This is a genomic window from Acinetobacter kyonggiensis (assembly GCF_900107285.1).
GTDB classification, from domain to species: Bacteria; Pseudomonadota; Gammaproteobacteria; order Pseudomonadales; family Moraxellaceae; genus Acinetobacter; species Acinetobacter kyonggiensis.
Genome location: NZ_FNPK01000003.1, coordinates 211,626 through 237,038, shown reverse-complemented (window position 1 = coordinate 237,038; position 25,413 = coordinate 211,626). Strand labels below are relative to the sequence as shown.

The window sequence follows — 25,413 nt, the reverse complement described above, 5'->3', positions numbered from 1 at the left end:
GAACAATAAAAGTAATAATATTGTGTGAGATTCAAGTAGTTAGCGTATTCATTTGTCATTTAATGCTATTTTTAAGCTTAGTTTAAGCTAACAAAAAAGCCCTGATTTAAATCAGGGCTTTTCTATATTGGATACTACTTATACGTTAAAACGGAAGTGTAAAACGTCACCGTCTTGAACCACGTAAGTTTTACCTTCTAAACGCCATTTGCCAGCTTCTTTCGCGCCAGCTTCGCCGTTGTATTGAATGAAATCATCATAAGCGATACATTCAGCACGAATAAAGCCTTTTTCAAAGTCAGTGTGAATCACACCTGCCGCTTGAGGTGCCGTTGCACCGATTTTAACTGTCCAAGCACGAACTTCTTGTACGCCAGCAGTGAAGTAGGTTTGTAAGCCAAGCAATGAATAACCTGCACGAATTACTACATTCAAGCCTGGTTCTTCCATGCCCATCGCCTCTAAAAACTCAGCGCGGTCTTCATCTTCAAGTAAAGAAATTTCAGCTTCAATCTGGTTGCACAGGGGAACCACAATGGCATTTTCTTCAGCTGCTAATTTTTTAACGGCATCTAAATGTGGGTTGTTTTCAAAACCATCTTCAGCGACGTTAGCAATGTACATGGTTGGTTTTAAAGTCATTAAACCAAAACCACGAACCAATTTACGTTCGTCATCATCAAGGTCAGCTGCACGTGCTGGTTTACCTTCGTCAAGTAAAGGCTGAATTTTTTCTAAGATGGCTTTGACTGCAATGGCTTCTTTGTCACCACTTTTTGCAGATTTAGACAAACGTGTAATGGCTTTGGCAACCGCTTCAAGGTCAGCAAGTGCAAGTTCAGTATTGATGGTTGCAATGTCATCTAGCGGGTCAATTTTACCATTAACGTGAATTACGTTTTCATCTTCAAAACAACGAACAACGTGAGCAATGGCATCTGTTTCACGGATATTGGCAAGGAATTGGTTACCCAAGCCTTCACCTTTAGACGCGCCCGCAACCAAACCTGCAATATCCACAAACTCCATTGATGTTGGAATAACACGTTGTGGTTTTACAATCGCAGTCAATTTGTCTAAACGTGGATCTGGTACAGGCACAATCCCTGTATTCGGTTCGATGGTACAGAACGGAAAGTTTTCTGCAGCAATGGCAGCTTTAGTCAATGCATTGAAAAGTGTAGATTTACCCACGTTCGGCAAGCCGACAATACCGCAATTAAAACCCATGAAATGACTCACAACGTATGATTTAAAAATTGTGGCTGATTTTACATGAAAGCCATGACAAAGTCAGGTCATGGCTTTCATGTTTATTGAAAACAACTGCAAGGCAACGGGCTTTAAACTTTTCGTTTGTCTAGCTGATTGGCAAGCGTGTCTCCAGCCAATTGTACCAACATCACTAAAATAATAAGCACCACAATCACGGCAAGCATGATTTGCATATCAAAACGCTGATAACCATAACGGTAGGCGATATCACCCAAACCGCCAGCACCAATGGCACCTGCAATAGCTGAGGAATTAATCATGGTGACCAAGGTCACGGTAAAGCCTGCCACAATTCCGGGTAGGGCTTCTGGCAGAAGGACATGCCAAACAATTTGTTTACGGTTACACCCCATGGCTTGAGCGGCTTCAATCAACCCTTGATCGACTTCACGTAAACTGACTTCGGCAATACGGGCAAAGAAAGGGGTCGCTGCAATGGTGAGCGGAACAACCGCTGCCCATACGCCATAACTGGTGCCGACAATCAGTCGAGTCAATGGAATCAGTGCCACCATTAAAATCAGGAAGGGCACAGAGCGGGTCATGTTGACTAGCCAACCCAAAGACTGGTTAATACTTTTCGATGGATAGATGCCATGTTCCGAGGTGTTGACCAAAATTACGGCCATCGGTAGACCAATCAGCAAGGCAAAAAATGCGGAAACGCCAACCATTAATAAGGTATCGATGGTGCCAGTAAGCAAAAGATCAATAAGTTGGTCGTGCATAGCCCAATACCTCTACCTGTGCAATTTGATTTTTGAATTGTTGTTGTAGTTGTTGCAGATCAATATTTAAATCCGCCACGCCCACAATTAAAGTGCCGACCAAATGATTTTGAATGCTATCGATATGGCTTTGATACAAATGCACGGCATGGCCAAATTGATTTAAAAGATGGGAAAGGTCAGGAGAATGTTTGGCCTCACTGGCATATTTTAGTTTTAAAATACTGTGTGTGACCAAGTCATCTAATGCTGGGTAAAGCGTAAATGGTAGATCCAATTGTTCAAGGTTAAGCAACTCTTGGGTAATGGCTTGTTTAGGATTGGAAAATACCGACCAAACTTGTCCTGATTCCACAATTTCACCCTGATCAATCACCACCACTTGATCACAAATTTCACGAATCACCTGCATTTCATGGGTAATCAGTACAATGGTGATTCCCAGTTTTTGATTAATTTCCTTGAGTAGGGAAAGTACCACCGAGGTACTTTCAGGGTCGAGTGCCGAAGTGGCTTCATCGCAGAGTAAAATTTCAGGATGACTGACCAACGCACGGGCAATACCGACCCGTTGCTTTTGTCCACCTGAAAGCTGTGAAGGGTAATGTTCGGCTTTATCACTGAGTCCAACCAATTCAAGAACTTCATTGACCCGTTGTGCAATGTCCGCCTTGTTAAAGTTGGAAACTTTTAACGGTAGCGCGACATTTTCCCAAACGGTTTTCGCTGACATTAAATTAAAATGCTGAAAAATCATGCCCATTTTCTGGCGCAGCTGAATCAGGTCATGATGGTTTAATGAGGAAATTTCTTGTTGATGAATATGGATACTGCCTTCATTGGCCTGTTCTAATCCATTTAAGGTGCGCAGCAAAGATGATTTACCTGCACCACTTTTACCAATAATGCCCAGTATTTTGCCTTGAGGAATATCTAGATGGATATCTTTTAAGGCATGCACTTGCGTATTTTGCACATGGTAAAACTTATTCAACTGCCGAATTTTAATATGTGGGACTGAAAAGTCGATTTGTGAACCAAAACTCACCATTGTTGTTCTCCTTATTTCCAGCCTTCAAACCACATGCTTTGTCCAAAATCTTTATTCAAAATTTCACGAACTTTGGCTGAGTTTTGGAAAGTTTTTACAAATACGGCCAGCTTTTGGTTTTCATCTTGGTAGTCTTTACGCGTTACAAATAAAATGGCGTATTTTTTATCCACTGGGTCAATAAAAAGTGCTGAATTTGGGTCAGCGACTTTTGCCATTTTTAAGTAATGTGGAAAGCCCATAATCAAGTCTGCTTCGTTATAGGCATGTGCTGTTTGTGGGCCTTCAACTTCAATTAATTTGAGTTGTTTTGGGTTGCTGGTGATGTCTTGCAGTGTAGTTAATTCATTGTTGACATCTTTTACCGAGAGCAAGCCTGCACGAGCCAATAGCGTTAAGCCACGTGATAAGTTCACAGGATCATTCGGCACGACCACTTTGGCTTGATTGGGGATTTGATCAAGCGACTGATATTTTTTCGAATATAAGCCAACATGACTGCCTGAACCTTTGGCAAAGGCGTGTAAGTTATACCCTGTTTCACGTACGGCATTGGCCAAGAACACACTTTGCTGAAAAAAGTTGGCATCAATATCGCCATTTTGAACCGCAACATTGGGGGCTTGCCAGTCTGAAAACTCAATCAGTTCGACATGAATGCCTTGCGCTTTGACTTCGTCAGCAACACTTCTTAACAGTTCGGCATAGGGTGGGCTAATACCAATTTTTAGAACGTCTTGCTGGCTTTGATTGTTGCTATAGCGATAAATTGAAAGACCTGCGATGACAAGAATAACACTGAGTGCAATCAGCCAAATTTTAAGATTTTTGAAGGTGGAAATAGACATAATCATTCCTTATTTCCAGCCTGGAAACCAGAGTTTGGCACCAAAATCTTCATTCAAAGCTTGCTTCACTTGAGCTGAATTTTGATAAATGCTGACGAATTTTTTCAATTTGTCATCTTTGTCCTGATAGTCTTCACGCACCACAAACAGAATGGCATAGCGATTATTGGTGTTTTCATCGAACAATAAGGCACTTTCAGGATCGGCAGTTTTAGCCAGACGTAAGTAATGTGGATAGCCAAAAGCCAGATCGACATCGTCAATCGCACGAGCTGTTTGAGGACCTTCTACTTCAACAAATTGTAGATTTTTAGGGTTGCTTGCAATGTCCGATACATTTGATAAATGATTTTCAGGATTTTTTAAAGTGATGAGTTTGGCTTGTTGCAAAAGTAATAATGCCCGACCTTGATTAACAGGATCGTTAGGAATGGCAACGGTGGCATTTTGTGGCAGCTGATCAAAGCTTTTATATTTTTTAGAATATAAGCCAACATGCGTGGCAGCACCGGCAGCAAAGCTTTTGAGTTTAAAGCCAGTTTCTTTTAAAGCATTGCTTAAAAAGGGTTGATGCTGAAAAAAATTGGCATCAATATCACCATGATTTAAGGTGATATTGGGTGTGTTCCAGTCAGAGAACTCGACCAGTTTGACATTCAAACCTTGTTGTTTGGCTTCATTTACTGCGACTTGTAATGGTTTGGCAAACGATGGACTAATGCCAATCACCAGTTCATCTGAACCCGATTTTTGTTGTTGATTCCACACCACCAGTCCAATAATGACTGCGGCAACAATCACCCCAATAAGGATGAATTTGGTTTTTGCTGTTTGTGCCATGCTGCACCTCAAAATTTATGCGCTTTGTTTTTGATTTAAGTTGGAGTTCGAAGTTGAGGCGGTGCTTTGACATCGAAATTGTTGAACAGGATGTGAAGCAGACAATCGGTCACCTTGCTGAAAAAGTTTGTGCCTTAAACTGCCATTTTCATATGCAGTTTTATATCGCCCACGTTGTTGCAGTTGTGGAATTACCCACTGGATAAAATCATGATGTGACTCAGGGGCAACGGTACGGGTCAAATTAAAACCATCAATGCCTGTGTCATCCATCAACTGAATCAGTTTTTCAGCCACAGTCGCGCCACTACCGACAATCAGTGGATAGCGTCCACCCAATACATGCTGCGCTTTTAAATCATTTTTACTGATACTTTGTTCTTTAAACTTGTTATTGACTGACGCGATACTGTTGGTCTGCTGATAGGGAATGGTTTCATTATCTGCAAATTGAGACAGATCCATACCCACTGAGCTAGAAAAGTGCGCCAGACCTGCTTCAGGACTGGCATAGCGAATATATTCATCCAGTTTTTGCTGTGCCAGTTCATCCGTTTCGGCAGTCACCACGGTAATGCCAACAAAAATTTTAACGGCTTCAGCATTGCGACCTTGTGCAGTGGCCTGATTGCGAATTTGATCGACCTGTTGTTTAATTTTCTCTGGTCGATCACCGCCAATAAATAGACCTTCTGCATGTTGTGTGGCAAAGGTTAAACCACGTGGTGATGCACCAGCTTGAAATAACACCGGTGTCCGCTGACTCGACGGTGAAACTTGAAACACCCCTTGGCTTTGGTAAAACTGCCCTTGGTGCTGTACCTGATGCACTTTGGATGGATCAGTAAAAATACGCTGTTTTTTGTCTTTTAAAACGGCATCATTTTCCCAAGAACCTTCCCAAAATTTATAGCAAAGTTCCAGAAACTCTTCGGCTTGTGCATAGCGAAGGTCATGGTCTTTTAAACCTTTTTGTCCAATCAGTCGTTCCGCACTGTCCAAATATCCAGTGACAATATTCCAGCCAATTCGCCCTTGAGTTAAATGATCCAGACTGGCGAAGCGGCGGGCAAACTGATAAGGCGATTCATAACTTAAGTTAACGGTTATGCCAAAACCTAAGTTTTGTGTGACTGCTGCCATCGCTGAAACCAATGTGGTTGGATCATGACTAGGCAGTTGAATGGATTCTTTTAAAGTGAGATCAATGCCATTTTGGTAGACATCATAAACACCGGTAATGTCAGCAATAAATAAGCCATCAAACAAACCTTTTTCTAAGGTTTGCGCTAAATCAGTCCAATAGCTCAGTTCATTAAAACGATGAGATTCATCACGTGGATGCGTCCATAAACCATGATTAATATGACCGACGCTGTTCATATCAAACGCATTGAGCAAGATTTTTTTGGGCGTATTTGAGGTTGAGGAATTGGTCATTACAATGTTCCTCGACGTGGTGGCAATACACCGTTTAATAGATGGTTTGCGATGAAATAGTATTTCCAACGAGATGCATCATGCAACGTGTGTACACGCGCATTGCGCCAGAAACGATCCAGCCCATCTTCACGTTGGCTGCCACGACTGCCTGCCAGTTCAATTAACTTAGATGATGCTTTTAATGCTGTTTCGGTACTGTGGGCACGTACCTTTGCCACATCTAACGAGGCTTTGGCAATATTTGCAGCAGTGGGCTGTGGTTTTGCAGCATCAATCGAACGTGCCGCTTGTTTTAATAACACTTCACTGGCACGGACATCGGCAACAATGCGACCTAGTTCAAATAGGGTGAGTGGATCAGCCGTGGCTTGGTCAACACCCGAATCAATCCACGGGCGTGCTTGACGGACACGATGCAGGGTTTCTTCAAAAGCCGCACGAGCAATACCCGTTTCAATGGCTGCATGCATAATTTGTGCAAATGGGCCGACCAAAGTGGCTTGGCTAAAGGCGCTATCAAAGGGAATAATGTCTTCTGCTGCAACCTGAACATTATTGAATTTGACCGTGCCGCTACCTGTGGTGCGTTGTCCGAAACCAGACCAGTCATCAATCAATTCTAGACCTTCACTTTCACGTGCAATAAAGGCTAAAAATTCACGATTTTCATAATCTTTGACTAAGGTTGGAATACGATGTGCAAACAAACTGCCTGTGCAATAAAACTTTTCCCCATTGACCACAAAGCCATGTTCGGTTGGAGTGATTGCGGTTTGCTTTTGCGTTGCATTTTTGGTTTTAAATTCTGCTAAGGCATTACCAAAACGAGCCCCTTTTAAAACTTCGGCATAGAGTTTTTGCTTCTGTTGTTCTGTGCCGGTATTTCTGAGCACTTCCAAAGCATAAAAATGATTTTGTGGAATCTGACCAATTGAACCATCGACACCACTCATTAAGGCAATAATTTTGGCAACCGTAAGGCTGGAAACTTCTGCACCACCGTATTGCTTCGGCACAGTAATCGCCCATAAGCCAGACTGGCTGTATACTTCAATTTCTTGAAAAGGTAAAATGCGCTGTGCATCGCGTTGTACAGCATTGCCTTTAAACTGTTCTGCTAAAGCGTGTGCAATGTCCAAAGCTTCAGCATCGGATTGAATAATATGCGCCTGAGCCAATGATTGATCTTTTGATGGGGAGAGTTTTTGATATGAAGTCATGTTTTTATCCTTAAATCCAAGCGTGACGTGCAGGGAAGGTGTGATTCAGGTAATAGTCCCCTAAGGCATGTAATTTCCAACGCACAGGATCGTGCAAGGTATGTACACGGGCATTGCGCCAATGCTGATCTAAATTATGCTGACTTAAACTTGAACGGCTGCCACCCAGCTCTAAAAGTTTTTCTGAAATATGAAGGGCGGCATCATTGGCATAAATTTTTGCTTCTGCAACTAAAATGGATGCTTGAGCTGCTTGTTCATCCGTGACTTCATCGAGTGCATCTAGTTCATCTAAATATTCAGCGGCTTTATCGAGTAATAAAATAGCAGCATCCAGTAATACGTTGGACTTACCCACTTCTTGTAAGGTGTAATGCTCAAAACTGGCTTTTTCGACATGGGCATCCACAATAGGGCGTGCTTTTTGTACAGCCGTTAAGGTCTCGGCAAAAGCTGCTTCAGCAATGCCGACATCAATAGCAACTTGCAATAGTTGCGAATAGGCACCACGATAATTTGCTGTATTACCAAGTAGACGTTCATCAAAAATTAAGAATGGATCAATTTCGACCTGATTCAGTTTGACTGTGCCGCTTGATGTTGTACGTTGACCAAAACCATTCCAGTTATCAATGATTTCAACGCCTGTTGCCTGACGATTAATAATAGTCAGAACCACATGACCTTCGGGATGAATGGCTTTAATCGCCAACCAATGGGCAAAACTGCTGCCTGTGGAGTAGAACTTTTCACCATCAACAAAGTAACGATTATTTTCGATTGTTAACGTTGTGTTTAGGGTTTTGGTATCTTTGGTGTGGCGTTCTGGGCCACCATTGGCTAAACGTTTGCCTTGTAAAATTTCATTAAAAATAAATGTCTTTTGTTGTTCTGTACCCATAATATTGATCATATTCAGCAGAGCAATTTGATTTTGTGGAATTTGCCCAACACTTGAATCGGCTTTATTCAAAATACGAAAAACATGCGCCAAAGTTTTATTAGAGACAAAAGCACCGCCAAATTTTTCTGGAATACGAATTCCACCCAAACCCTTTGCACTGAATAAATCAATTTCAGCAAAAGGCAATAGACGTTTTTGATCACGTTCATTACGACCTTCTAGAGCAAAATCTGCAACTTGATACGCTGCATTAATCGCACCTTGGTCATTTTCAACCACATGAACATTGTCAGAAATTAAATGAGACATAATGACACCTTAAATAGATATCAAAACGCTACAGCCAATTGAATTTAAAATTAAGCAATTGCTTTTGCAAAGCTTATGAAAAATGATGTTTAAGAGATAAAGTGCTAGATTTTGAATAAATTCAACTATGCTAAGTGTTTAAAAACCAACATTATTTTGTCTTACAATAGTTTTTGCTTGAGTTTTAATTAATCGGTTTATCTACTTTGATGATAATGAAAAGAAAAAAAGGTATAAAAATAAATGATATAGCATGGAGTTGTATGCATCTATTTTTGCAGAAAAGTACATTGTATTTCTAAGGTAGGGTGACTAAAGTATTCGATGAATGTTGATGGTTATATTGATGACCAGAACTAAAAAATAAATTGCGGAGAATTTATGCGAACTTTATACCAGTTTCCTTTATCTCATTTTTGTGAGAAAGCTCGCTGGTTGCTCGATCATAAAGAGTTAGACTATGTTGCACATAATTTGATCCCTGGTGTGCATCGCGCATTTGCGCAATTAAAAACAGGGCAAAATCGCTTACCTATTTTACGTGACCAAGACCATTGGATTGCAGATTCGACCAAAATTGCATTGTATTTAGATGAGGTTTATCCAGAACATTCTTTACTCCGTTCTGATGTACAACAGCGTGATTTAGCGCTAGAAATTAATGAGCAAGCGGCAGAGCTTGGCATGCATGTTCGACGTTGGGGGTTAGCGCATACTTTAACTGAAAGTGCAGAATCGCTTGATATTATGATTGGGGAAAAAGGCTATTTACGTCAGTTTGAAAAATATTCAAAACCGATTATGAAGGCAATACTCTCAAGAGGCTATCAACTTAATTCGGATAAAGTGGCTGAATCAAAACAACGCATGGATATTTTAGTTGATATTTTAAATCAGCGTCTTATTGAAAATCATGGGCGTTATTTTGTTGGCGAGCGCCTCGGTTTGGCAGATATTGCAGTGTGTTCAATGCTTGCGCCGTTGTTAGAAATTGCAGGTACGCCGTGGGAAAAAGAACGTGGTGAAAATCTATCCGATGAGTTCATGCAATATAAGGCTTTTTTGACCAACTTACCTTTAGGGCAATATGTCTTGCGTATTTATCAAACGGAGCGTAATGCCCGTGTCGACTGGCGTGGCGTTTAATATTGTAAAATAAAATACCTTAATTTCTCACTTGTAGTCGAGAGAAGGGAGTAGGTGTTTATTTTTCCTAAAAATTATGTTGAAAATATTTCTAAAGACATCGTTTGCATTATCTCAAACATATAAACATCGTGGAGCTTATGATGGAACTGGATCGTTTTGATAAACAAATTCTTGAAATTTTAACCAATGAAGATCTTAATCTAAATGAGCTTTCTGAACGCATTAATCTTTCTGTAAGTTCGGTGCATCGTCGCATTAAGCATTTGATTGAAAATAATATCATCTCTGGATTAAAGCGTGATTTAAATTATAAAAAGCTAGGTTTTAGCCTGCATGTCCTATTACAGGTTTCCTTAAGTCGGCATGATACAGATACTTTTGCCAAGTTCTTGGAAGAGTTGGAAAATATTCCAGAAGTGATTAACGCATTTTTGGTGACAGGACAATCTGCGGATTTTATTGTGGAAGTGATTGCGCGTGATATGGAAAATTACAGTGAAATTTTACTCAAACGTATTGGTAAAATTGAACACGTTGTAGCACTACATTCTAGTTTTGTGATTAAAGAATATAATGTTTTTAACTGTAGTGGTTTGCTCAGCAAGCTATAAAGTTTAATGGTTTGGGACAGTGCAGCTTAGCCGCTTTGTTTATATGGGCTTAATCAGCATACTGATTTGGCTCATAGTAGATTTCATTTATGTTCAATTAGGACAACAGTCATCACATCGTTGTTTTGATTATTTGTTGCTGATTTCTCAATATATTTTTTGGTTATGGGGAACAATACCTTTATTTAAGCATTTTTCGATTTACAAAAAATGGGTATTGCGAATGATATTGGCATGTATTCTCTGGTTTTTTTGTCTGCTATTGACAGGTGCGTTGGTGTTGTTTGTGCATGTGTATATGATTAAGGCACCTTTATAAAAAGCATAAGCTTTCATAAAACATATAAAAAAACGCACGAATATGTGCGTTTTTTTATCACAGATTTAAAGCCAACTGATTAGATTAAGCATCCAATTGTTCTAAAACTTCATCTGAGAATTCAACATTGGTATACACGTTCTGAACATCATCAAGGTCTTCAAACATATCAATCATTTTTAAAATCATTTTTGCTTGATCAATGTCTGTAATTTCAGCTTTGGTTGATGGGTTCATCACCACTTCAGCATTATCAGATTTCAATCCTGCGGCAGTTAAGGCATCTTGAACATCACCGAAGCTTTCAGGTGTGGTGATAACTAAGATTTCATCTTCACTGACTTCAATGTCTTCAGCGCCAGCTTCTAAAGCCACGTCCATGATTTTATCTTCTAAAGAAACATCTTCAAAAGTAATTTCACCACGTTTCGTAAAGAGATATGCAACCGAACCTGCTGTACCCAAATTACCATTGGTTTTGGAAAAACAGTGACGTACATCAGGTACAGTACGGTTTAAGTTATCAGTCATTGTTTCAACAATAACGGCAACACCACCAACGCCATAACCTTCGTAAGTAACTTCTTTTAAATCGTCATTATCTTCACCACCCGCACCACGTTGAATGGCACGGTTAATCACATCACGTGTCATATTTACAGATAATGCTTTTTCAACTACAGCACGAAGACGCGGGTTACTTGCTGCATCGGGACCACCGAGCTTTGCAGCTGTGGTTAATTCACGAATATATTTGGTAAAAACTTTACCACGGCTAGCATCTTGTTTTGCTTTACGATGCTTAATGTTAGCCCACTTGGAATGACCCGCCATGCGAAATATGCTCCTTGTAGATTGGCTGTATGCCTAATCGAATGTGTTAAATTCTACCATAAGCCCTTTTTTCTTAGAAAGGGCTAGCTTTTGAGTTTTTAAACAAATAGAACTTAGTTTTTAGCTTCAGGAATAATAATATCCAAATCGACCTTATCTTTATAAAGTTGTTTTAACAGTGCTAAGTCATGGTTAATCTCTGTTGGGTATATTTTCCCTAAAATTCCACCTTGTTTAGTTTTTGAATTGGCATACATTAAAACAATAGGGACATTTGCTGCTTTAGCAATATGCCAAAATCCTGTACGAATTGGACGTCGCGCTTCACCAGGCTTTGCACGTGTGGCTTCTGGGGCAATCACCAAGTTGAATTTTTCATTTTGTTGAAAATGCTCAACCATAAGCGAAACAATATCTTGATTGGATTTACGATCGACTGCAATTCCTCCCAGTGCTTTTAATAATGGTTTCATTGGCCCTTTAAATAATTCTTTTTTAATTAGGGTATGAATTTTCATATCAAAAATTTGGAACAGAGCCAGAGAAAGCACTGCATCCAACATAGATGTATGTTCAAAGCCAACGATCACTTGTTTGTTTTCAAGTACATCTGGTTCTATATGATAGTTCCATCCCGCAATTTTAAATGCAGATTCACCAATAAATTTTTTTAACATAGAAGGAAATTAGGCAATATGAAAGTGGGCTAATTTCTGCTTGTTCTGATTTAGAGTCAAGAGCATATAAGCTTAAAATGACAAATAAATACATTTGTCTAGATATGTTTGGAAAATGGCGAGACTAATTGTTTTTATATATAAATGGGCATTAATTGATATTTAAAATAAATAAGATGATATAAATTAAGACTTAATTTTGATTGAAAATGACTATCCAGATCAAAAAATACCTATTAGACTTTTGTCGAAGATAAGAGCTTTTGAACAAATTGTTCAACTTTGGCATATGTTTAATGAGGAATGAAAAGAATGATGTATTTTTCAACTTTTCTATTGGCTTTTGGGCTATTTATGTTGGTGGTTGTATGGTCTTTAATCGAAATTTGTTTGGAATCTCGTAAAGAACGTAACTTTGGTTCGTAAGTAGATAAAAAGTTAATTTTTTAATCAGCATTGTTCTACTTTTATTCTTAAAGTGCTATTTTGCATCGTTGTTGAATTATTTTATTTAGACTTTATAGGTATAATTAAATAATTGCTCTATCCGTGATTAATTTCAATACTTGGGTGGCTGAGTTGGCATTTATGATCTGTTAAATACAATAAATTTTCTTGATTAATATCAATAATACCAAGACTTAGTCTTGGAGATATTATTTTGATTTGATCAAAATATAAACGTCAAAATAAAAGTGTGAAATAATTGTTGTGTTACTGTGCAAGTGGAAACAAAAATGCTTGTTTTTTGAAACAATTTTCGTTAGTATTGCCTCGCTTGAACTTGTTGATATATAACAAATTCAGCTTATAAGGGCCTATAGCTCAGTTGGTTAGAGCAGCGGACTCATAATCCGTTGGTCGACAGTTCAAGTCTGTCTGGGCCCACCAAATAAAACAACCACTTAGGTGTACTAATCCTAAGTGGTTTTTTAATGTCTGAATTTATGTAAGCACTATGTGCAAGTTTTTGGCCTATTTTGCACTGTTTTGTTTCTCATTTTGCACTACATAATTTTTCATGAATCTACTCAAGTATTTAGCCCAGATAATTTTATTACGTTCTGAATTTCATGAGTATTGAATGAAAAATAATCTGTATTTTGGCGTTAAAAGTGCTTTTATTTTGTAATTTACAATAATAATTATTGCAAGATTGTTTGCATGATCAAAAAAATATGTTAATAAATGGGTGTGGTTTTTTAATCACAGATACATTTTAGGATGAAATGTATTTTTAGTAAGCTAAATTAAAAAACAAGCAGAAGGAAATTTAAAAGATGCTTCAATTGCTACTGAGATTATTTTGTTTACATGTTTACGAAAATGAGCACATGGAAGAAATAGGAGAACATAGGGAATGAAGGATGAGTAAAGTTAATCAATAACTTTAATTTATAGTGATAGAAAGTGAGCTTTAAGCTCACTTTTTAGTTTTTTAGGAAATAAAAAATAGTAATAATGAACATCAGCTACGATCGCTTTGTGTAACAAAGCCTTTTATAAGCATAAAAGCAATAATCTTCACCTAGCCAGATAGAAATATGTCAATGAACAAAGATTTTAAAGCACAAACTTATATTGTCGATGAGTATTTGCCAGATACATTGACGTGGTTATGTCATCATCAAGATAGTTTTGATTCTTTCACTTATGATGCGATTACTCAAGAATTGCTGGTACATCATGCCAATGGAGTCGATAGTATTCGCAGAGGTGATTATTTGAATGCAAGCTATGGTATTTTAATTACGGCACATAACTTTGTAAAATAATTAAATCAATAAAAAAAGCCCACAAGGGGCTTTTTTAAAAACGGCAGGTATGAATAACTTAGCTTGCCATAGCATCTACAGATAATTCTTGAATACGCGGTTTGGCTTTTTCAGCAATCAAACCTAACTTATCAAATAATTGTTTATCTCGACCTTCACCTGCATTCGGGGTTGTTAACAGCTTTTCACCAGAGAAAAGAGAGTTCGCACCCGCCATAAATGCCAGAGCTTGATCAGAATCAGATAAAGATTCACGCCCAGCAGAAAGGCGAATATAGCTTTTTGGCATAATAATGCGTGCAACAGCAATCGTGCGAATCCATTCTGTTACATCCAGTTTTTCAACATCTGCAAGTGGCGTACCTTCAATTGGAACCAGCATATTGATAGGAACAGATTCAGGATGAATGGCTAAAGTTGCCAATTCATGTAATAAACCAATACGATCTTGCTTGGTTTCACCTAGACCGACAATTCCGCCACTACAGACTTTCATGCCAGCTTGACGGACAAAATCTAAAGTGTTTAAGCGATCATCAAAAGTGCGTGTAGTGATAATATTTGAATAATATTCACGTGATGTATCTAAATTGTGGTTGTAGTAATCCAAACCCGCTTCATTTAAGCGTTCAGCTTGTGATTGATTGAGCATGCCTAAAGTCATACAGGTTTCTAAGCCCAATGCTTTAACTTCGCTGACCATTTCTAATACATAAGGCATATCACGTTCGTGTGGATTACGCCAAGCAGCACCCATACAAAAACGTGAAGAACCAGAAGCTAATGCTTCTTTTGCTTCTTGAATAACTTTATCTACAGCTATGCGTTTTTCAGCTTCGAGTTTTGAATCGTAACGTGCTGACTGTGAGCAATATTTGCAATCTTCAGGACATTTACCTGTTTTGATTGAAAGCAGTGTGCTAACTTGGATTGTATTTGGATCAAAGTGTTCACGATGAATGCGCTGTGCTTCAAAAATTAAATCTAAAAAGGGCTGATTATATAAAGCCTGAATTTCTTCGCGTGACCAGTCATTACGTACATTCATTGGTGAAAATCCATAATCATCATTATTTATTATTTATCATACCTAATTTATATGAAATCTAAAGGCATAAAAAACCAAATATTATAGTATCTATCGATTGGTTTTTGTCAATATTGTAAATTATGAGATTGATAATTTAGTTACAAAGTAAGGCTATTTATTGTAAATATAGTCACAATATTTTTTAGTGTTATTTGTAAAGTTGTTGTGAACTGGATGCTATTTTTTTTCTACAGTGAAAACTTTGTTGATATCTAGAAAAGATTAAAACAAAGGAAGTGTCATTTGTTTTGTTTTGAATTTAACAAAATTTAGCCAGTTGTTCTTGAATTGCCCAATCAATATGGACTTGCACAATCTCATCATATTGTTCACGTGTTTGTTGCAATGTTGCAAGTATTTCATTAGAAAAAGGGGCATTACCTAAGCCAATCGCAATATTTCGCATAAAACTTTGATAACCCGTGCGTCGTAGTGGACTCCCTTCAGTGTTGGCTAAAAAGGTGGTCTCATCCCAATGCCATAAATCCAGTAAACTGCTCTGATCTAAATCGTGTCGTGGATTAAAATCTTCAATTGTGGCTTTTTTAGCAAAACTATTCCACGGACAAATCAGCTGACAGTCATCACAACCAAATACACGATTACCAATACCACGGCGTAATTCTTCGGGAATAATGCCCTGATATTCAATGGTTAAATAAGCAATACATTTACGTGCGTCGAGCATATAAGGCTCAACAATGGCTTGTGTTGGACAAATATCAATACACGCAGTACAAGAACCACAATGCTTGGTTGTGGGAGAGTCGAAAGGTAAATCCAGTGAGGTAAATAACTCTCCCAAGACAAAAAATGAACCAGATTTTTTGTGAATTAATAAGGTGTGTTTACCCGTCCAGCCCATACCTGCATTTTCTGCTAAAGACTTTTCAAAGATGGGGGCCGAGTCTGCAAAAGGGCGTGATTCAAAATCACCCACTTTTTCACGAATTTTGCTGGCTAATGTTTTTAAACGACCACGCATGACCTTGTGATAATCCCGACCACGGGCATAGCGCGCGATAATGGCTAAATTCGGTTCATCTGGGACATAGCGAGGTTTGGGTGTTTCCACCAAATAATTCATTCGTACACAAATAATGCTTTTGGTGCCGGGAACCAGTAAGGTTGGATCAGCACGTTTTTCTAAATTTTCTTCCAAAAACTTCATATCGCCATGATAACCCCGTTTTAGATATTCTTGAAAACGTGGCAATTCTTCTTGAGCATCTGGTTTGGCAATGACACAATCACTAAAGCCTAATTCCAAAGCTTGCGCTTTAATCCATGCTTTGAGTGTCTCAGGATCATTTTGATCTAAGGGGATTTTTTGTGACGGTGTAGATGAAGCCATAATTTATAAGAAGGAAAGAACAATGCATCAACAAGTTTATCATAGCCCTGTTTATGATAGCCAAAGTATTCAAGCATGGGAGCAACGCTGGTTTGCCAAACAAAACAGTTCTTATGCCTTAATGCAGCAAGTGGCTTGGATGATTACGCAGCGTTTAGTACCTATTTTAAAACAACGTCATATACAACAGATCACTCTGTGCTGTGGGCAAGGCAACAATGCAGGTGATGGCTATTTAACCGCAAAATATTTAAAACAATTTGGTTTTGATGTAGATATTTATGCAGCTGAATTAGGTGCATCAACCGATTTACATACGGCTTATCAAGAAGCGGTAGATGCAGAAATAAAAATTTATGCTGGTTTTGAATTTCAAAAACAATATGATTGTTATATCGATGCATTATTTGGGATTGGTTTAAACCGTGCATTAAGTGCAGATTGGCAAAAAATTATTCAGCATATCAATGTTCAAACGGGCTTGAAAATAGCCATTGATATTCCGAGCGGCTTGCATGCCAATACTGGTCAGCCCTTACCATGTGCGATTAAAGCCGATTACTCATATGTTGCCTTAGGGCTTAAAGCAGGATTGTTTACAGGACAAGGGAAAGAGTTTGCTGGTCAGGTGGAAGTCATTTCCCTAATTCCTCCAGATGTGGCATTAAAACCACTCGCGCAACTTTCTAAAACCGCCATTGCACTGCCACAACGTGAGGCTTTTGGTCATAAGGGGAGTTATGGTCATGTACTTTTGATTGGTGGACATGCCGATATGGGCGGTGCGGTGATGATGGCAGCCGAAGCAGCCTTTAGCGCTGGTGCGGGAAAAGTAACCATTGTTTGTCATGAGAAACATCACACAGCTATTTTAGCGCGCTCACCCAATATTATGCTGCGTGATATCAATGCTTTGACCAAGGCAGAGATTCAATTGTTATTAGATCATGTCGATGTAGTGAGTTTTGGCATGGGCTTGGGGCGTGATACGTGGTCAGAGCAACAATATTTAAAATGGTTTCCGAAAATAAATAGCACTGAACACTTGCAAGTGGTATTAGATGCGGATGCACTTTGGTTTTTAGCCAATCACCCTGAAGAATTAAAAGCAGATTCATATTTAACACCGCATCCCGGTGAAGCTGCAAAATTGTTAAATTGTTCGATTCAAGACATCGAAAATGATCGAATTGTGGCTATTTATGCATTAAAAGAAAAATATGCCGGACAATGGGTGCTGAAAGGTGCAGGAAGCCTGATTTTGGAAGATCAACTGTGGATTTGTACGGCGGGCAATGCGGGGATGGGAACCGGCGGTATGGGGGATGTATTGGCAGGGATGATTGCGAGTTTAAAAGCGCAATGGGGTCATCAAATTCAGCTGCATGAAATTGTCACTTTACATGCCTTAGCGGGTGATTGGTTAGCTGCAAAGGGGATGCGTGGGTTGCAGGCACATCATATGAATGAAGCTGTTTATCATGTGGTTAATATGCAGCATGCTTATGAATAAAGCCATTAAGCTCATTATTCGAGGTCGGGTTCAAGGTGTGGGCTATCGTCGTTGGTTTGAGCAGCAGGCTTTAGCACTCGCGTTAACAGGTTATGTTAAAAACCTAGATTCAGGTGAGGTTGAAGCTGTGATTGTTGGGCATTTTGATGTCCTTCAAGAGCTGATTTCACGGAGTTATGATGGGCCACCGCGTGCAGAAGTGGTTCAGGTGTTTCAGATTATTTTAGCTCATGAGCAAAATTTTGTCGGATTTAACATGTTGCGTTAACGCTCATTTTTATAACAATAAAAATACAAGGTGAACATGATGGATAAATATTGGGTCGTGGCGATAGTTGTCGTATTTTGTATTTTTCTGGTGATTTATACCCAACGTGCTAATGCAAGCCCAAGCAAAATATCGTTTAAGGACATGGTACAGAAAGAGTTTAGTCAATATCACGTGATTGAAAGAAGCCAAACCATTATGATTTGTGAGGTGAGTGATGATCATCAGCCAGATGAATTGGTTTTAATCCGAATTGATCCCAATCAGAAAAAGAATATGCGGAGTTTTGGCCGTAGGGTGACTTTCACTTACCCCAAGCAACCTTCACTACGGGAAATGCGCAAAGATTTTGCGCCTTATCTTCAAAATAGTTAATTAACGTCTTCTACTACTCGAACGGCTGCGACCTCGTGCCATGCCGCCTAGTGCATTTAACACCGCCATTTTACTCATACTGCCTGCGGCATGCGCATGGCAAATTGCAGCGGCTAAAGCATCGGCAGCATCTTGTTGCGGTTTAATGCTTAAATTTAAAATACGCATCACCATCATTTGAACTTGTTCTTTATCTGCGGCACCATAACCGACAACGGATTGTTTGATTTGCCGAGCTGTATATTCAGCCACTTGCACGTCAGAATTGACTAAAGCGGCAATCGCTGCGCCACGCGCTTGCCCCAGTTTAAGGGCAGAGTCGGGGTTTTGAGCCATAAACACTTGTTCGACCGCAGCTTCGGTTGGGCCATGAAATTTAACAATACGTTCAATCCCAGCAAAAATGCGTTTCAAGCGTTCAGGCATTTCAGGGGTTTCGGTACGAATGGTTCCAGCATCTACAAAAGTCAATTTTTGCCCATTTTTTTCGATAATACCGTAGCCAGTTAAGCGAGAACCCGGATCGATACCAATAATTAATGACATACAAAGACTTTAAAAATAGAATAATGCCCATATTGTTACATAAGCGTATCAAAAAAGCTTGATCCTGATTAAGCACTTGAATATTGCACCCTATTTATTTTGTTGAGATTAGATTAATTTTTATGAAATTATTTCTTATTGTTTTGGCTGGCTTAATTCTAGAAGTATTTGTCTGGATTGGCGTGGGTGACCTCGTCGGCAGTATGTGGTACGTATTTTTCTGGTTTATTGCTGCCTTTTTTATGGGTATGAATTTGATTCGTAAATATTCGGCTGGTTTAATGCCTCAGATGCAGCAAATGCGTATGGGGCAAATGACAGGTGATCCTGCGTTAACTTCAAATCTACCCAAAATTTTAGCAGGATTTTTCTTGCTCATTCCCGGTTTGATTACCGATGTTTTAGCAGTATTAATTTTGATTCCGAGTGTTCAAAATATTTTTAAAAATGTCATGATGAAAACGATGGCAAAACGTCAGCAAGCCATGATGGATAAAATGATGGGTGGCATGATGGGCGATATGAATGGTATGGGCGGAGGTGCTCAAGGTCAAAATCCATTTGCAGACTTAATGCGCCAAATGCAAGATATGCAACAACAAGGCGGTTCACAGCGTCAGGACTCGAGCATTATTGATGGTGAAGCACGTGAAATCACCCCTGATGTTCAAAAAATTGAAATGAAAGACGTCAATAAATAAATTTATCTATTTCTTTTGATAAGCCGAATTATGATGATTCGGCTTTTTTATTGGCTGAATTTAGGGCGAGGAGACATGCAAAAAATTGAACAAACGATATAATATGCGTTTTAAAAATCTTCCTGATTGTTATGTCATTGCTTTTGACCATTTGCGCCCTTCATTTTGTTGCACAGCTTAGTCCCGGCCCCGATATTTTATTGATTGCCAAAAGTTCAGCGTCAACTTCAAGGGCAAATATATTAAAAATTATTTTAGGTATTTCTGTGGGTATTGTGGTTTGGGTGGTTTTAACGCTGCTTGGTTTTACAGTACTGATTGAACAGTTTCCATGGATACAACACATTTTAATGCTTGTTGGAGGATTGTTTTTGGCTCGTATGGGCTGGGCAATGTTAACTGGCGGTTTGAAACAGCGTAAGCAAAGCTTAGGTTATGAAGACGTAGACGTGAGCGTATTGGATACGAAAAATTATTTTCTATTGGGGCTAATGACCAATTTAGCCAATCCTAAAACACTGATTTATTTTAGCAGCGTATTTTCTTTAGCTTTAAGTTCTGCCGCATCAGATCATTTAAAAACCCAGTTGGCGCTGATTATTCCAGTTCAAACGTTTATCGTGTTTACGGTTTTAATGCTGATTTTATCTATGCCTAAAATTAAACAGGCATATCAGCGCTCAGGTAGTTATATTGATATTATTTCAGGTGGACTGTTCCTGCTTTTTGCCCTTTGGTTGTGGTATGACGTGCTGGCACTGCTTTAGTTTTGTTGTGTAGAGTCATCATCCATTTGAGTAGATGGGGGAGTAACCGTGGTTATTTCCTCACTTTTTTTGACTTGAGAGTAACGATTTGGTTTCAAGGTTGTTTCAGTATTTTCTGAACCTTTATAGCTGCGACTACGGTTTGCACGTTCGCGTAAACCCCCTTTTTTAATCAGTTGCATCATCATAAACTCTAAATTATGGCCTGTTATTTTAACGAAAAAGGTAGAGCGAATGTGGGTTTTACAAGCTTAATCTTTAAATTTTGATGTACTTGATTGTGTTACAAACAATGTCGTGTCAGCTTATTATGCATTCATATTTTTTAATATAAATAAAGAGCTTATGTCGGAAATTTGGGGATATATTTTCAAAGGCTTTTTTAGCTATGGATAAACACTATTGTATCCATAGGCAGACTCACATACTATTTTATGGATATTACACATCATCATAAAGCATGATGGAAATATAAAAACAAAAATGCGTAATGTAGGAGCATCCTTATGCTATATCAATACCATTGTGCTTGTTGTAATCGGGTTGTTGAATCAACTGATAAGGAATGTATAAATTGCGGTTCGCATAATATTAGAAGTCCCTATGGTTTCTGGATTTTTTGTATTTTAACCTGCTTAGCAGCAGTGATTGTCTTTAAAGTCGTTCATATTTATTTAAAGGATCATCAGGAAACACCAGTTCAAACTTCATTATTAACGGTTTTACAACAAGGTGAAAAAAATAAGCAATGAATATTTTTGCAACAAAAAAAGCCCACATGATGTGGGCTTTTTTATAACAAAATTACAGTCCAGCAGATGCTTTAAGCGCTTCCACTTTATCTGTTTTTTCCCAAGTAAATGCAGTGTCTGAACCTTCACGGCCAAAGTGACCATAGGCAGCAGTTTGCTTATACATCGGTTGAATCAAGTCTAACATGCGGGTAATCCCGTATGGACGTAAGTCAAAATGTTCACGAACCAATTGAATAATCAGTTCTTCAGAAACTTTAGCTGTATTAAAAGTATTGATTGAAATTGAAGTTGGCTCTGCCACGCCAATAGCATAAGACACTTGAATTTCACATTTATCAGCAAGACCTGCTGCAACAATATTTTTTGCAACATAACGACCTGCATAAGCAGCAGAACGGTCAACTTTAGATGGATCTTTACCAGAGAAAGCACCGCCGCCATGACGCGCCATACCGCCGTAAGTATCGACAATAATTTTACGACCCGTTAAGCCACAGTCACCTACAGGACCACCAATCACAAACATCCCTGTTGGGTTGATGTGAAATTTAGTGCCTGCATGGAACATTTCAGCAGGAATCACTTTTTTCACAATTTCTTCAATCACGGCTTCTTTTAAAGCTGCTTGAGTAATTTCAGGATCGTGTTGGGTTGACAATACAACCGCATCTAAACGAACAGGCATGCCATTTTCATAGGCAAAAGTCACCTGACTTTTAGCATCTGGACGCAACCAAGGTAAACGACCATTACGGCGTAGTTCAGCTTGTTTTTCCATTAAGCGATGTGCATAAGAAATAGGAGCAGGCATTAAAACGTCAGTTTCGCGGCTTGCGTAACCAAACATTAAGCCTTGATCGCCAGCACCTTGATCTTCAGGTTTTTGACGGTCAACACCCTGAGCAATTTCAGGAGACTGTTTACCAATCATGTTGATGACAGCACAAGTTGAACCATCAAAACCGAGGTCAGAATGATGATAGCCAATGCCATTTACGGTTTGACGTACAATCGCTTCAAAGTCAACATTTGCTGTTGTTGTGATTTCACCCGCAAGTACTACAGCACCTGTTTTGACAAGCGTTTCACAAGCAACCCGTGCAAATGGGTCTTCTGTTAAGATTGCATCCAAAATAGCATCACTGATTTGGTCAGCCATTTTATCTGGATGACCTTCGCTTACAGATTCCGAGGTAAATACAGCGTACTCGCGCATAAGTCCTATCACAGTTAATTCAAAAGACGCAATATGTTACATCGAGTTAGACTTTTGGACCAGTTCCATACGACAAAAATGACTGAAATTATTTCAATTTCACGACTTTTTAATTGATATATGCATCTATAAAACTGATAAGCAAGCAAAATGAGCAGCTAAAGGTAACGTTGTACAGTTAAAAAAATTGAAATGTTGCATCGCTGAACTGATTAAAAATAATTTATTCTTGATGCGGGGGGGGCTTAAAAATAAAATGAATTTTAATTAATAGGTATTAATATCATGTACTTAGTAAAATAAAAAATTAAAGATAGAATTTAAAAGAATGGGGTTAAATAAATGTCATGGACAAAATTAGATCTAGTGAAGTATTTTAAATTTGAATATTTCATTTATTTTTTATAAAAGTGAATTTTATTCACGTTTGGTTTTTTATTATGCTGATCAAGTAAATAATATAAGCAAAAGGGTGTAAAAATATTTTAAACAGACAGGTCTGGTTGATTTTTCTACGACATATTTAAGTTTCATTGAACTGCATTAAAGGGAGCGTCATCTATTGAAGATGTCATCCATTCATTTTGAATAGGATGAATACTGGCTATTTTTTATCGTTTAATCAGCAAAACTGATGTGTAAATAAGCTATTCCTATATTAAAATAGCAACAGCCACGAATAAATGTTGAAATGTTGGCTATTAGGCTTTACCCCTTGCTGTTTTTTTAAGACAATACGCACAGCTTTGAATTTTCCTATTCATCATCTTTTTTAAACGATTTAGTTGGACTCTGACCTATGACAACCCCGCTTAACGAACGCCGTATTGCAAATGCAATTCGTGTATTGGCAATGGATGCTGTGCAAAAAGCAAATTCAGGACATCCAGGTGCTCCAATGGGGATGGCAGATATCGCTGATGTCGTATGGCGTGAATTTTTAAATCACAACCCAACCAACCCACAATGGCCGAACCGCGACCGTTTTGTATTGTCTAATGGTCATGGCTCAATGCTTCAATACGCATTGTTGCATTTAACGGGTTATGACCTTTCAATTGCAGACTTACAACAATTCCGTCAGTTGCATTCAAAAACTCCGGGTCACCCAGAATTAGGTTATGCACCAGGTATTGAAACCACAACTGGTCCTTTAGGTCAGGGTATTGCCAATGCAGTCGGTTTTGCGCTGGCTGAGAAAACATTAGCCGCTCAATTCAACAAAGATGACTTATCTGTTGTAGACCACTTCACTTACTGTTTCTTGGGTGATGGTTGTTTAATGGAAGGTGTTTCTCATGAAGCATGTTCATTAGCAGGGACTTTAGGTCTAGGCAAACTTGTTGCTTACTATGATGACAACGGCATTTCAATTGATGGCGAAGTAGAAGGTTGGTTCTCTGACGATACAGAACAACGCTTCTTGGCTTACGGTTGGCAAGTACTTAAAGTTGATGGTCATGATGCTGATGCATTACGTGCTGCAACTTTGGAAGCAAAAGCTGAAACTGGCAAACCAACACTGATCATCTGTAAAACGATTATTGGTTTAGGTTCACCAAATAAACAAGGTAAAGAAGATTGCCACGGTGCGCCTTTAGGGAATGACGAAATTGCATTAACGCGTCAAGCTTTAGGCTGGACTGAAGAAGCATTTGTTATTCCTGCTGATATTTATGCAGCATGGGATGCGAAAGACAAAGGTGCGAAATCTGAAGCTGCTTGGAATGAAACTTTTGCTGCTTATGCTGCAAAATATCCAACAGAAGCTGCTGAACTGAAACGCCGTGTAAGTGGTGATTTACCTGCTGATTTCGTGGCTCAAGCCGATGCTTATATTGCTGAAGTGAATGCAAAAGCTGAAACCATTGCAACACGTAAAGCCAGTCAAAATGCACTTCAAGCTTTTGGTCCATTACTTCCTGAAATTTTAGGTGGTTCTGCTGACTTGGCTGGTTCTAACCTGACCCTTTGGAAAGGTTGTGTCGGCGTTCAGGACAATCCTGCGGGTAACTACGTGCATTACGGTGTTCGTGAATTTGGTATGACTGCCATTGCCAACGGTGTTGCACTGCACGGTGGTTTTATTCCTTATGTAGCAACATTCCTGATGTTTATGGAATATGCACGTAATGCAGTACGTATGTCTGCATTGATGAAGCAACGTGTGATTCATGTATATACTCATGACTCAATTGGTCTAGGTGAAGATGGTCCGACGCATCAACCTGTAGAACAAATTGCTTCTTTACGTGGTACGCCAAACTTAAATACATGGCGTCCATGTGACACCGTTGAAGCTGCAATTTCTTGGAAATCTGCACTTGTACGTTCAGAAGGGCCAACAGCACTTATTTTCTCTCGTCAAAATTTACCATTCCAAGCACGTACTGATGCTCAAATTGCTGATGTTGCGAAAGGTGGTTATGTATTGGCTAAAGAAAAAGGCGAATTAAAAGCAATCATCATTGCAACGGGTTCTGAAGTTTCATTGGCGATGGAAGCCTATGCACAGCTTGAAGGTGTGCGTGTGGTATCTATGCCATGTGCTGAAGAATTTGTTAAACAAGATGCAGCTTACCGTGAAGCGGTTCTCCCTGCCAACATCCGTGCACGTGTTGCTGTTGAAGCTGCGCATGTCGATTACTGGTGGAAATTTGTCGGTCTTGATGGTCGTGTAATTGGTATGACCACATATGGCGAATCTGCACCTGCAAAAGACTTGTATCAACACTTTGGTATCACCACTGATGCGGTTGTTGCAGCGGTAAAAGAAATCACAGCTTAATTGAAAAAAAATTAGCTTGTTAAAAACGCTCCAATTGGAGCGTTTTTATTGAGATGA

General features: G+C 39.0%; 25 protein-coding genes and 1 tRNA gene. 11 read left to right on the top strand and 15 right to left on the bottom strand.

From position 1 onward, the window contains the following. Positions 1-138 precede the first annotated feature (138 nt). From ychF to BLV99_RS04180, 8 genes are all read right to left on the bottom strand, one after another. Positions 139-1,230 (bottom strand): redox-regulated ATPase YchF, encoded by a 1,092-nt coding sequence (gene ychF, locus BLV99_RS04215; RefSeq protein WP_086164133.1) that lies wholly within the window; start codon positions 1,228-1,230, stop codon positions 139-141. A gap of 113 nt (positions 1,231-1,343) precedes the next feature. Continuing rightward, positions 1,344-2,003, bottom strand: coding sequence for a methionine ABC transporter permease (locus tag BLV99_RS04210; protein ID WP_092688011.1), 660 nt, complete (start codon positions 2,001-2,003; stop codon positions 1,344-1,346). Next, entirely contained in the window at positions 1,984-3,054 is a 1,071-nt protein-coding gene (locus BLV99_RS04205; protein ID WP_092688008.1) for a methionine ABC transporter ATP-binding protein, read from the bottom strand. The genes BLV99_RS04210 and BLV99_RS04205 overlap by 20 nt, the downstream gene beginning before the upstream one ends. An 11-nt stretch (positions 3,055-3,065) precedes the next feature. Next, the gene (locus BLV99_RS04200; RefSeq protein WP_092688066.1) at positions 3,066-3,902 is read right to left on the bottom strand and encodes a MetQ/NlpA family ABC transporter substrate-binding protein; all 837 of its coding nucleotides are present in this window, start codon (positions 3,900-3,902) and stop codon (positions 3,066-3,068) included. 9 nt (positions 3,903-3,911) lie between these two features. Further along, the gene (locus BLV99_RS04195) at positions 3,912-4,742 is read right to left on the bottom strand and encodes a MetQ/NlpA family ABC transporter substrate-binding protein (RefSeq protein WP_092688005.1); all 831 of its coding nucleotides are present in this window, start codon (positions 4,740-4,742) and stop codon (positions 3,912-3,914) included. A 15-nt stretch (positions 4,743-4,757) separates the two neighbouring features. Then, a complete protein-coding gene (locus tag BLV99_RS04190) occupies positions 4,758-6,182 on the bottom strand; it encodes an LLM class flavin-dependent oxidoreductase (RefSeq protein WP_092688002.1) in 1,425 nt (474 codons plus the stop codon). Next, entirely contained in the window at positions 6,182-7,405 is a 1,224-nt protein-coding gene (locus BLV99_RS04185) for an SfnB family sulfur acquisition oxidoreductase (RefSeq protein ID WP_092687999.1), read from the bottom strand. Before BLV99_RS04185 ends, BLV99_RS04190 begins: the two co-directional genes overlap by 1 nt. Positions 7,406-7,415: 10 nt before the next feature. Further along, positions 7,416-8,618, bottom strand: a complete 1,203-nt coding sequence (locus BLV99_RS04180; protein ID WP_092687996.1) for an SfnB family sulfur acquisition oxidoreductase — start codon at positions 8,616-8,618, stop codon at positions 7,416-7,418. A 381-nt stretch (positions 8,619-8,999) separates the two neighbouring features. On the opposite strand from BLV99_RS04180, the gene BLV99_RS04175 reads away from it, so the two are divergent. Next, positions 9,000-9,764 (top strand): glutathione S-transferase family protein, encoded by a 765-nt coding sequence (locus tag BLV99_RS04175; protein ID WP_092687993.1) that lies wholly within the window; start codon positions 9,000-9,002, stop codon positions 9,762-9,764. 143 nt (positions 9,765-9,907) lie between these two features. Beyond that, positions 9,908-10,378, top strand: coding sequence for an Lrp/AsnC family transcriptional regulator (locus BLV99_RS04170; protein WP_086164124.1), 471 nt, complete (start codon positions 9,908-9,910; stop codon positions 10,376-10,378). A gap of 403 nt (positions 10,379-10,781) precedes the next feature. Here BLV99_RS04170 and BLV99_RS04160 read toward each other — a convergent pair whose 3' ends face one another. Then, positions 10,782-11,531, bottom strand: coding sequence for a YebC/PmpR family DNA-binding transcriptional regulator (locus BLV99_RS04160; protein WP_092687987.1), 750 nt, complete (start codon positions 11,529-11,531; stop codon positions 10,782-10,784). Between the two features lie 113 nt (positions 11,532-11,644). Further along, positions 11,645-12,208 carry a 1-acyl-sn-glycerol-3-phosphate acyltransferase gene (locus BLV99_RS04155; protein ID WP_086183430.1) on the bottom strand — a complete coding sequence of 188 codons (564 nt, stop codon included), beginning with the start codon at positions 12,206-12,208 and terminating at the stop codon, positions 11,645-11,647. 814 nt (positions 12,209-13,022) lie between these two features. Between BLV99_RS04155 and BLV99_RS04150 the strand changes: the two genes are divergently transcribed. Both BLV99_RS04150 and BLV99_RS04145 read left to right on the top strand, forming a co-directional pair. Beyond that, a tRNA-Ile gene (locus tag BLV99_RS04150) sits at positions 13,023-13,099 on the top strand. Positions 13,100-13,758: 659 nt separating this feature from the next. Further along, positions 13,759-13,983 (top strand): hypothetical protein, encoded by a 225-nt coding sequence (locus BLV99_RS04145; protein ID WP_092687984.1) that lies wholly within the window; start codon positions 13,759-13,761, stop codon positions 13,981-13,983. A gap of 58 nt (positions 13,984-14,041) precedes the next feature. Here BLV99_RS04145 and bioB read toward each other — a convergent pair whose 3' ends face one another. Both bioB and queG read right to left on the bottom strand, forming a co-directional pair. Further along, positions 14,042-15,031, bottom strand: a complete 990-nt coding sequence (gene bioB, locus BLV99_RS04140) for a biotin synthase BioB (protein ID WP_086183428.1) — start codon at positions 15,029-15,031, stop codon at positions 14,042-14,044. Between the two features lie 301 nt (positions 15,032-15,332). Then, positions 15,333-16,427, bottom strand: coding sequence for a tRNA epoxyqueuosine(34) reductase QueG (gene queG, locus BLV99_RS04135; RefSeq protein WP_086183427.1), 1,095 nt, complete (start codon positions 16,425-16,427; stop codon positions 15,333-15,335). 22 nt (positions 16,428-16,449) lie between these two features. Here queG and BLV99_RS04130 point away from each other — a divergent pair, with 22 nt between their 5' ends. Genes BLV99_RS04130 through BLV99_RS04120 form a run of 3 tightly spaced genes read left to right on the top strand, consistent with a single transcriptional unit; the run spans position 16,450 to position 18,583 of the window. Beyond that, on the top strand, positions 16,450-17,940 hold the full coding sequence (locus tag BLV99_RS04130; RefSeq protein WP_092687981.1) for an NAD(P)H-hydrate dehydratase: 1,491 nt from the start codon (positions 16,450-16,452) through the stop codon (positions 17,938-17,940). Then, positions 17,933-18,208, top strand: coding sequence for an acylphosphatase (locus tag BLV99_RS04125; RefSeq protein ID WP_092687978.1), 276 nt, complete (start codon positions 17,933-17,935; stop codon positions 18,206-18,208). Before BLV99_RS04130 ends, BLV99_RS04125 begins: the two co-directional genes overlap by 8 nt. A 36-nt stretch (positions 18,209-18,244) precedes the next feature. Next, the gene (locus tag BLV99_RS04120) at positions 18,245-18,583 is read left to right on the top strand and encodes a hypothetical protein (RefSeq protein WP_171259147.1); all 339 of its coding nucleotides are present in this window, start codon (positions 18,245-18,247) and stop codon (positions 18,581-18,583) included. Here BLV99_RS04120 and ruvC read toward each other — a convergent pair whose 3' ends face one another. After that, positions 18,584-19,129 (bottom strand): crossover junction endodeoxyribonuclease RuvC, encoded by a 546-nt coding sequence (gene ruvC, locus BLV99_RS04115; protein ID WP_086183423.1) that lies wholly within the window; start codon positions 19,127-19,129, stop codon positions 18,584-18,586. A gap of 122 nt (positions 19,130-19,251) precedes the next feature. On the opposite strand from ruvC, the gene BLV99_RS04110 reads away from it, so the two are divergent. Together BLV99_RS04110 and BLV99_RS04105 are read left to right on the top strand one after the other, a co-directional pair. Further along, positions 19,252-19,830: an FxsA family protein gene (locus BLV99_RS04110; protein WP_092687972.1), complete on the top strand. Its 579-nt coding sequence runs from the start codon at positions 19,252-19,254 to the stop codon at positions 19,828-19,830. A gap of 131 nt (positions 19,831-19,961) precedes the next feature. Beyond that, positions 19,962-20,597 (top strand): LysE family transporter, encoded by a 636-nt coding sequence (locus tag BLV99_RS04105; RefSeq protein ID WP_092687969.1) that lies wholly within the window; start codon positions 19,962-19,964, stop codon positions 20,595-20,597. On the opposite strand, the gene BLV99_RS04100 is transcribed toward BLV99_RS04105, so the two are convergent. Further along, positions 20,594-20,782: a hypothetical protein gene (locus tag BLV99_RS04100; RefSeq protein WP_092687966.1), complete on the bottom strand. Its 189-nt coding sequence runs from the start codon at positions 20,780-20,782 to the stop codon at positions 20,594-20,596. The genes BLV99_RS04105 and BLV99_RS04100 overlap by 4 nt on opposite strands. A gap of 321 nt (positions 20,783-21,103) precedes the next feature. On the opposite strand from BLV99_RS04100, the gene BLV99_RS04095 reads away from it, so the two are divergent. Next, entirely contained in the window at positions 21,104-21,349 is a 246-nt protein-coding gene (locus BLV99_RS04095; protein WP_086164103.1) for a hypothetical protein, read from the top strand. Between the two features lie 52 nt (positions 21,350-21,401). On the opposite strand, the gene metK is transcribed toward BLV99_RS04095, so the two are convergent. Beyond that, positions 21,402-22,568 (bottom strand): methionine adenosyltransferase, encoded by a 1,167-nt coding sequence (gene metK, locus BLV99_RS04090; protein WP_086183419.1) that lies wholly within the window; start codon positions 22,566-22,568, stop codon positions 21,402-21,404. Between the two features lie 799 nt (positions 22,569-23,367). Here metK and tkt point away from each other — a divergent pair. Further along, positions 23,368-25,356 carry a transketolase gene (gene tkt / locus BLV99_RS04085; protein WP_092687963.1) on the top strand — a complete coding sequence of 663 codons (1,989 nt, stop codon included), beginning with the start codon at positions 23,368-23,370 and terminating at the stop codon, positions 25,354-25,356. The last annotated feature ends 57 nt before the right edge of the window (positions 25,357-25,413 follow it).

Bases quoted from the DNA above. Each gene is read 5' to 3' on its own strand.
- queG (WP_086183427.1), bottom strand. From the start codon at position 16,427: ATGGCTTCATCTACACCGTCACAAAAAATCCCCTTAGATCAAAATGAT.
- metK (WP_086183419.1), bottom strand. From the start codon at position 22,568: ATGCGCGAGTACGCTGTATTTACCTCGGAATCTGTAAGCGAAGGTCAT.
- ruvC (WP_086183423.1), bottom strand. From the start codon at position 19,129: ATGTCATTAATTATTGGTATCGATCCGGGTTCTCGCTTAACTGGCTAC.
- BLV99_RS04155 (WP_086183430.1), bottom strand. From the start codon at position 12,208: ATGTTAAAAAAATTTATTGGTGAATCTGCATTTAAAATTGCGGGATGG.
- BLV99_RS04170 (WP_086164124.1), top strand. From the start codon at position 9,908: ATGGAACTGGATCGTTTTGATAAACAAATTCTTGAAATTTTAACCAAT.
- BLV99_RS04125 (WP_092687978.1), top strand. From the start codon at position 17,933: ATGAATAAAGCCATTAAGCTCATTATTCGAGGTCGGGTTCAAGGTGTG.
- tkt (WP_092687963.1), top strand. From the start codon at position 23,368: ATGACAACCCCGCTTAACGAACGCCGTATTGCAAATGCAATTCGTGTA.
- BLV99_RS04190 (WP_092688002.1), bottom strand. From the start codon at position 6,182: ATGACCAATTCCTCAACCTCAAATACGCCCAAAAAAATCTTGCTCAAT.
- BLV99_RS04180 (WP_092687996.1), bottom strand. From the start codon at position 8,618: ATGTCTCATTTAATTTCTGACAATGTTCATGTGGTTGAAAATGACCAA.
- BLV99_RS04130 (WP_092687981.1), top strand. From the start codon at position 16,450: ATGCATCAACAAGTTTATCATAGCCCTGTTTATGATAGCCAAAGTATT.
- BLV99_RS04175 (WP_092687993.1), top strand. From the start codon at position 9,000: ATGCGAACTTTATACCAGTTTCCTTTATCTCATTTTTGTGAGAAAGCT.
- BLV99_RS04110 (WP_092687972.1), top strand. From the start codon at position 19,252: ATGAAATTATTTCTTATTGTTTTGGCTGGCTTAATTCTAGAAGTATTT.
- BLV99_RS04160 (WP_092687987.1), bottom strand. From the start codon at position 11,531: ATGGCGGGTCATTCCAAGTGGGCTAACATTAAGCATCGTAAAGCAAAA.
- BLV99_RS04145 (WP_092687984.1), top strand. From the start codon at position 13,759: ATGAACAAAGATTTTAAAGCACAAACTTATATTGTCGATGAGTATTTG.
- bioB (WP_086183428.1), bottom strand. From the start codon at position 15,031: ATGAATGTACGTAATGACTGGTCACGCGAAGAAATTCAGGCTTTATAT.
- BLV99_RS04100 (WP_092687966.1), bottom strand. From the start codon at position 20,782: ATGATGCAACTGATTAAAAAAGGGGGTTTACGCGAACGTGCAAACCGT.
- BLV99_RS04200 (WP_092688066.1), bottom strand. From the start codon at position 3,902: ATGTCTATTTCCACCTTCAAAAATCTTAAAATTTGGCTGATTGCACTC.
- BLV99_RS04105 (WP_092687969.1), top strand. From the start codon at position 19,962: ATGTCATTGCTTTTGACCATTTGCGCCCTTCATTTTGTTGCACAGCTT.
- BLV99_RS04095 (WP_086164103.1), top strand. From the start codon at position 21,104: ATGCTATATCAATACCATTGTGCTTGTTGTAATCGGGTTGTTGAATCA.
- BLV99_RS04205 (WP_092688008.1), bottom strand. From the start codon at position 3,054: ATGGTGAGTTTTGGTTCACAAATCGACTTTTCAGTCCCACATATTAAA.
- BLV99_RS04210 (WP_092688011.1), bottom strand. From the start codon at position 2,003: ATGCACGACCAACTTATTGATCTTTTGCTTACTGGCACCATCGATACC.
- BLV99_RS04185 (WP_092687999.1), bottom strand. From the start codon at position 7,405: ATGACTTCATATCAAAAACTCTCCCCATCAAAAGATCAATCATTGGCT.
- ychF (WP_086164133.1), bottom strand. From the start codon at position 1,230: ATGGGTTTTAATTGCGGTATTGTCGGCTTGCCGAACGTGGGTAAATCT.
- BLV99_RS04195 (WP_092688005.1), bottom strand. From the start codon at position 4,742: ATGGCACAAACAGCAAAAACCAAATTCATCCTTATTGGGGTGATTGTT.
- BLV99_RS04120 (WP_171259147.1), top strand. From the start codon at position 18,245: ATGATGGATAAATATTGGGTCGTGGCGATAGTTGTCGTATTTTGTATT.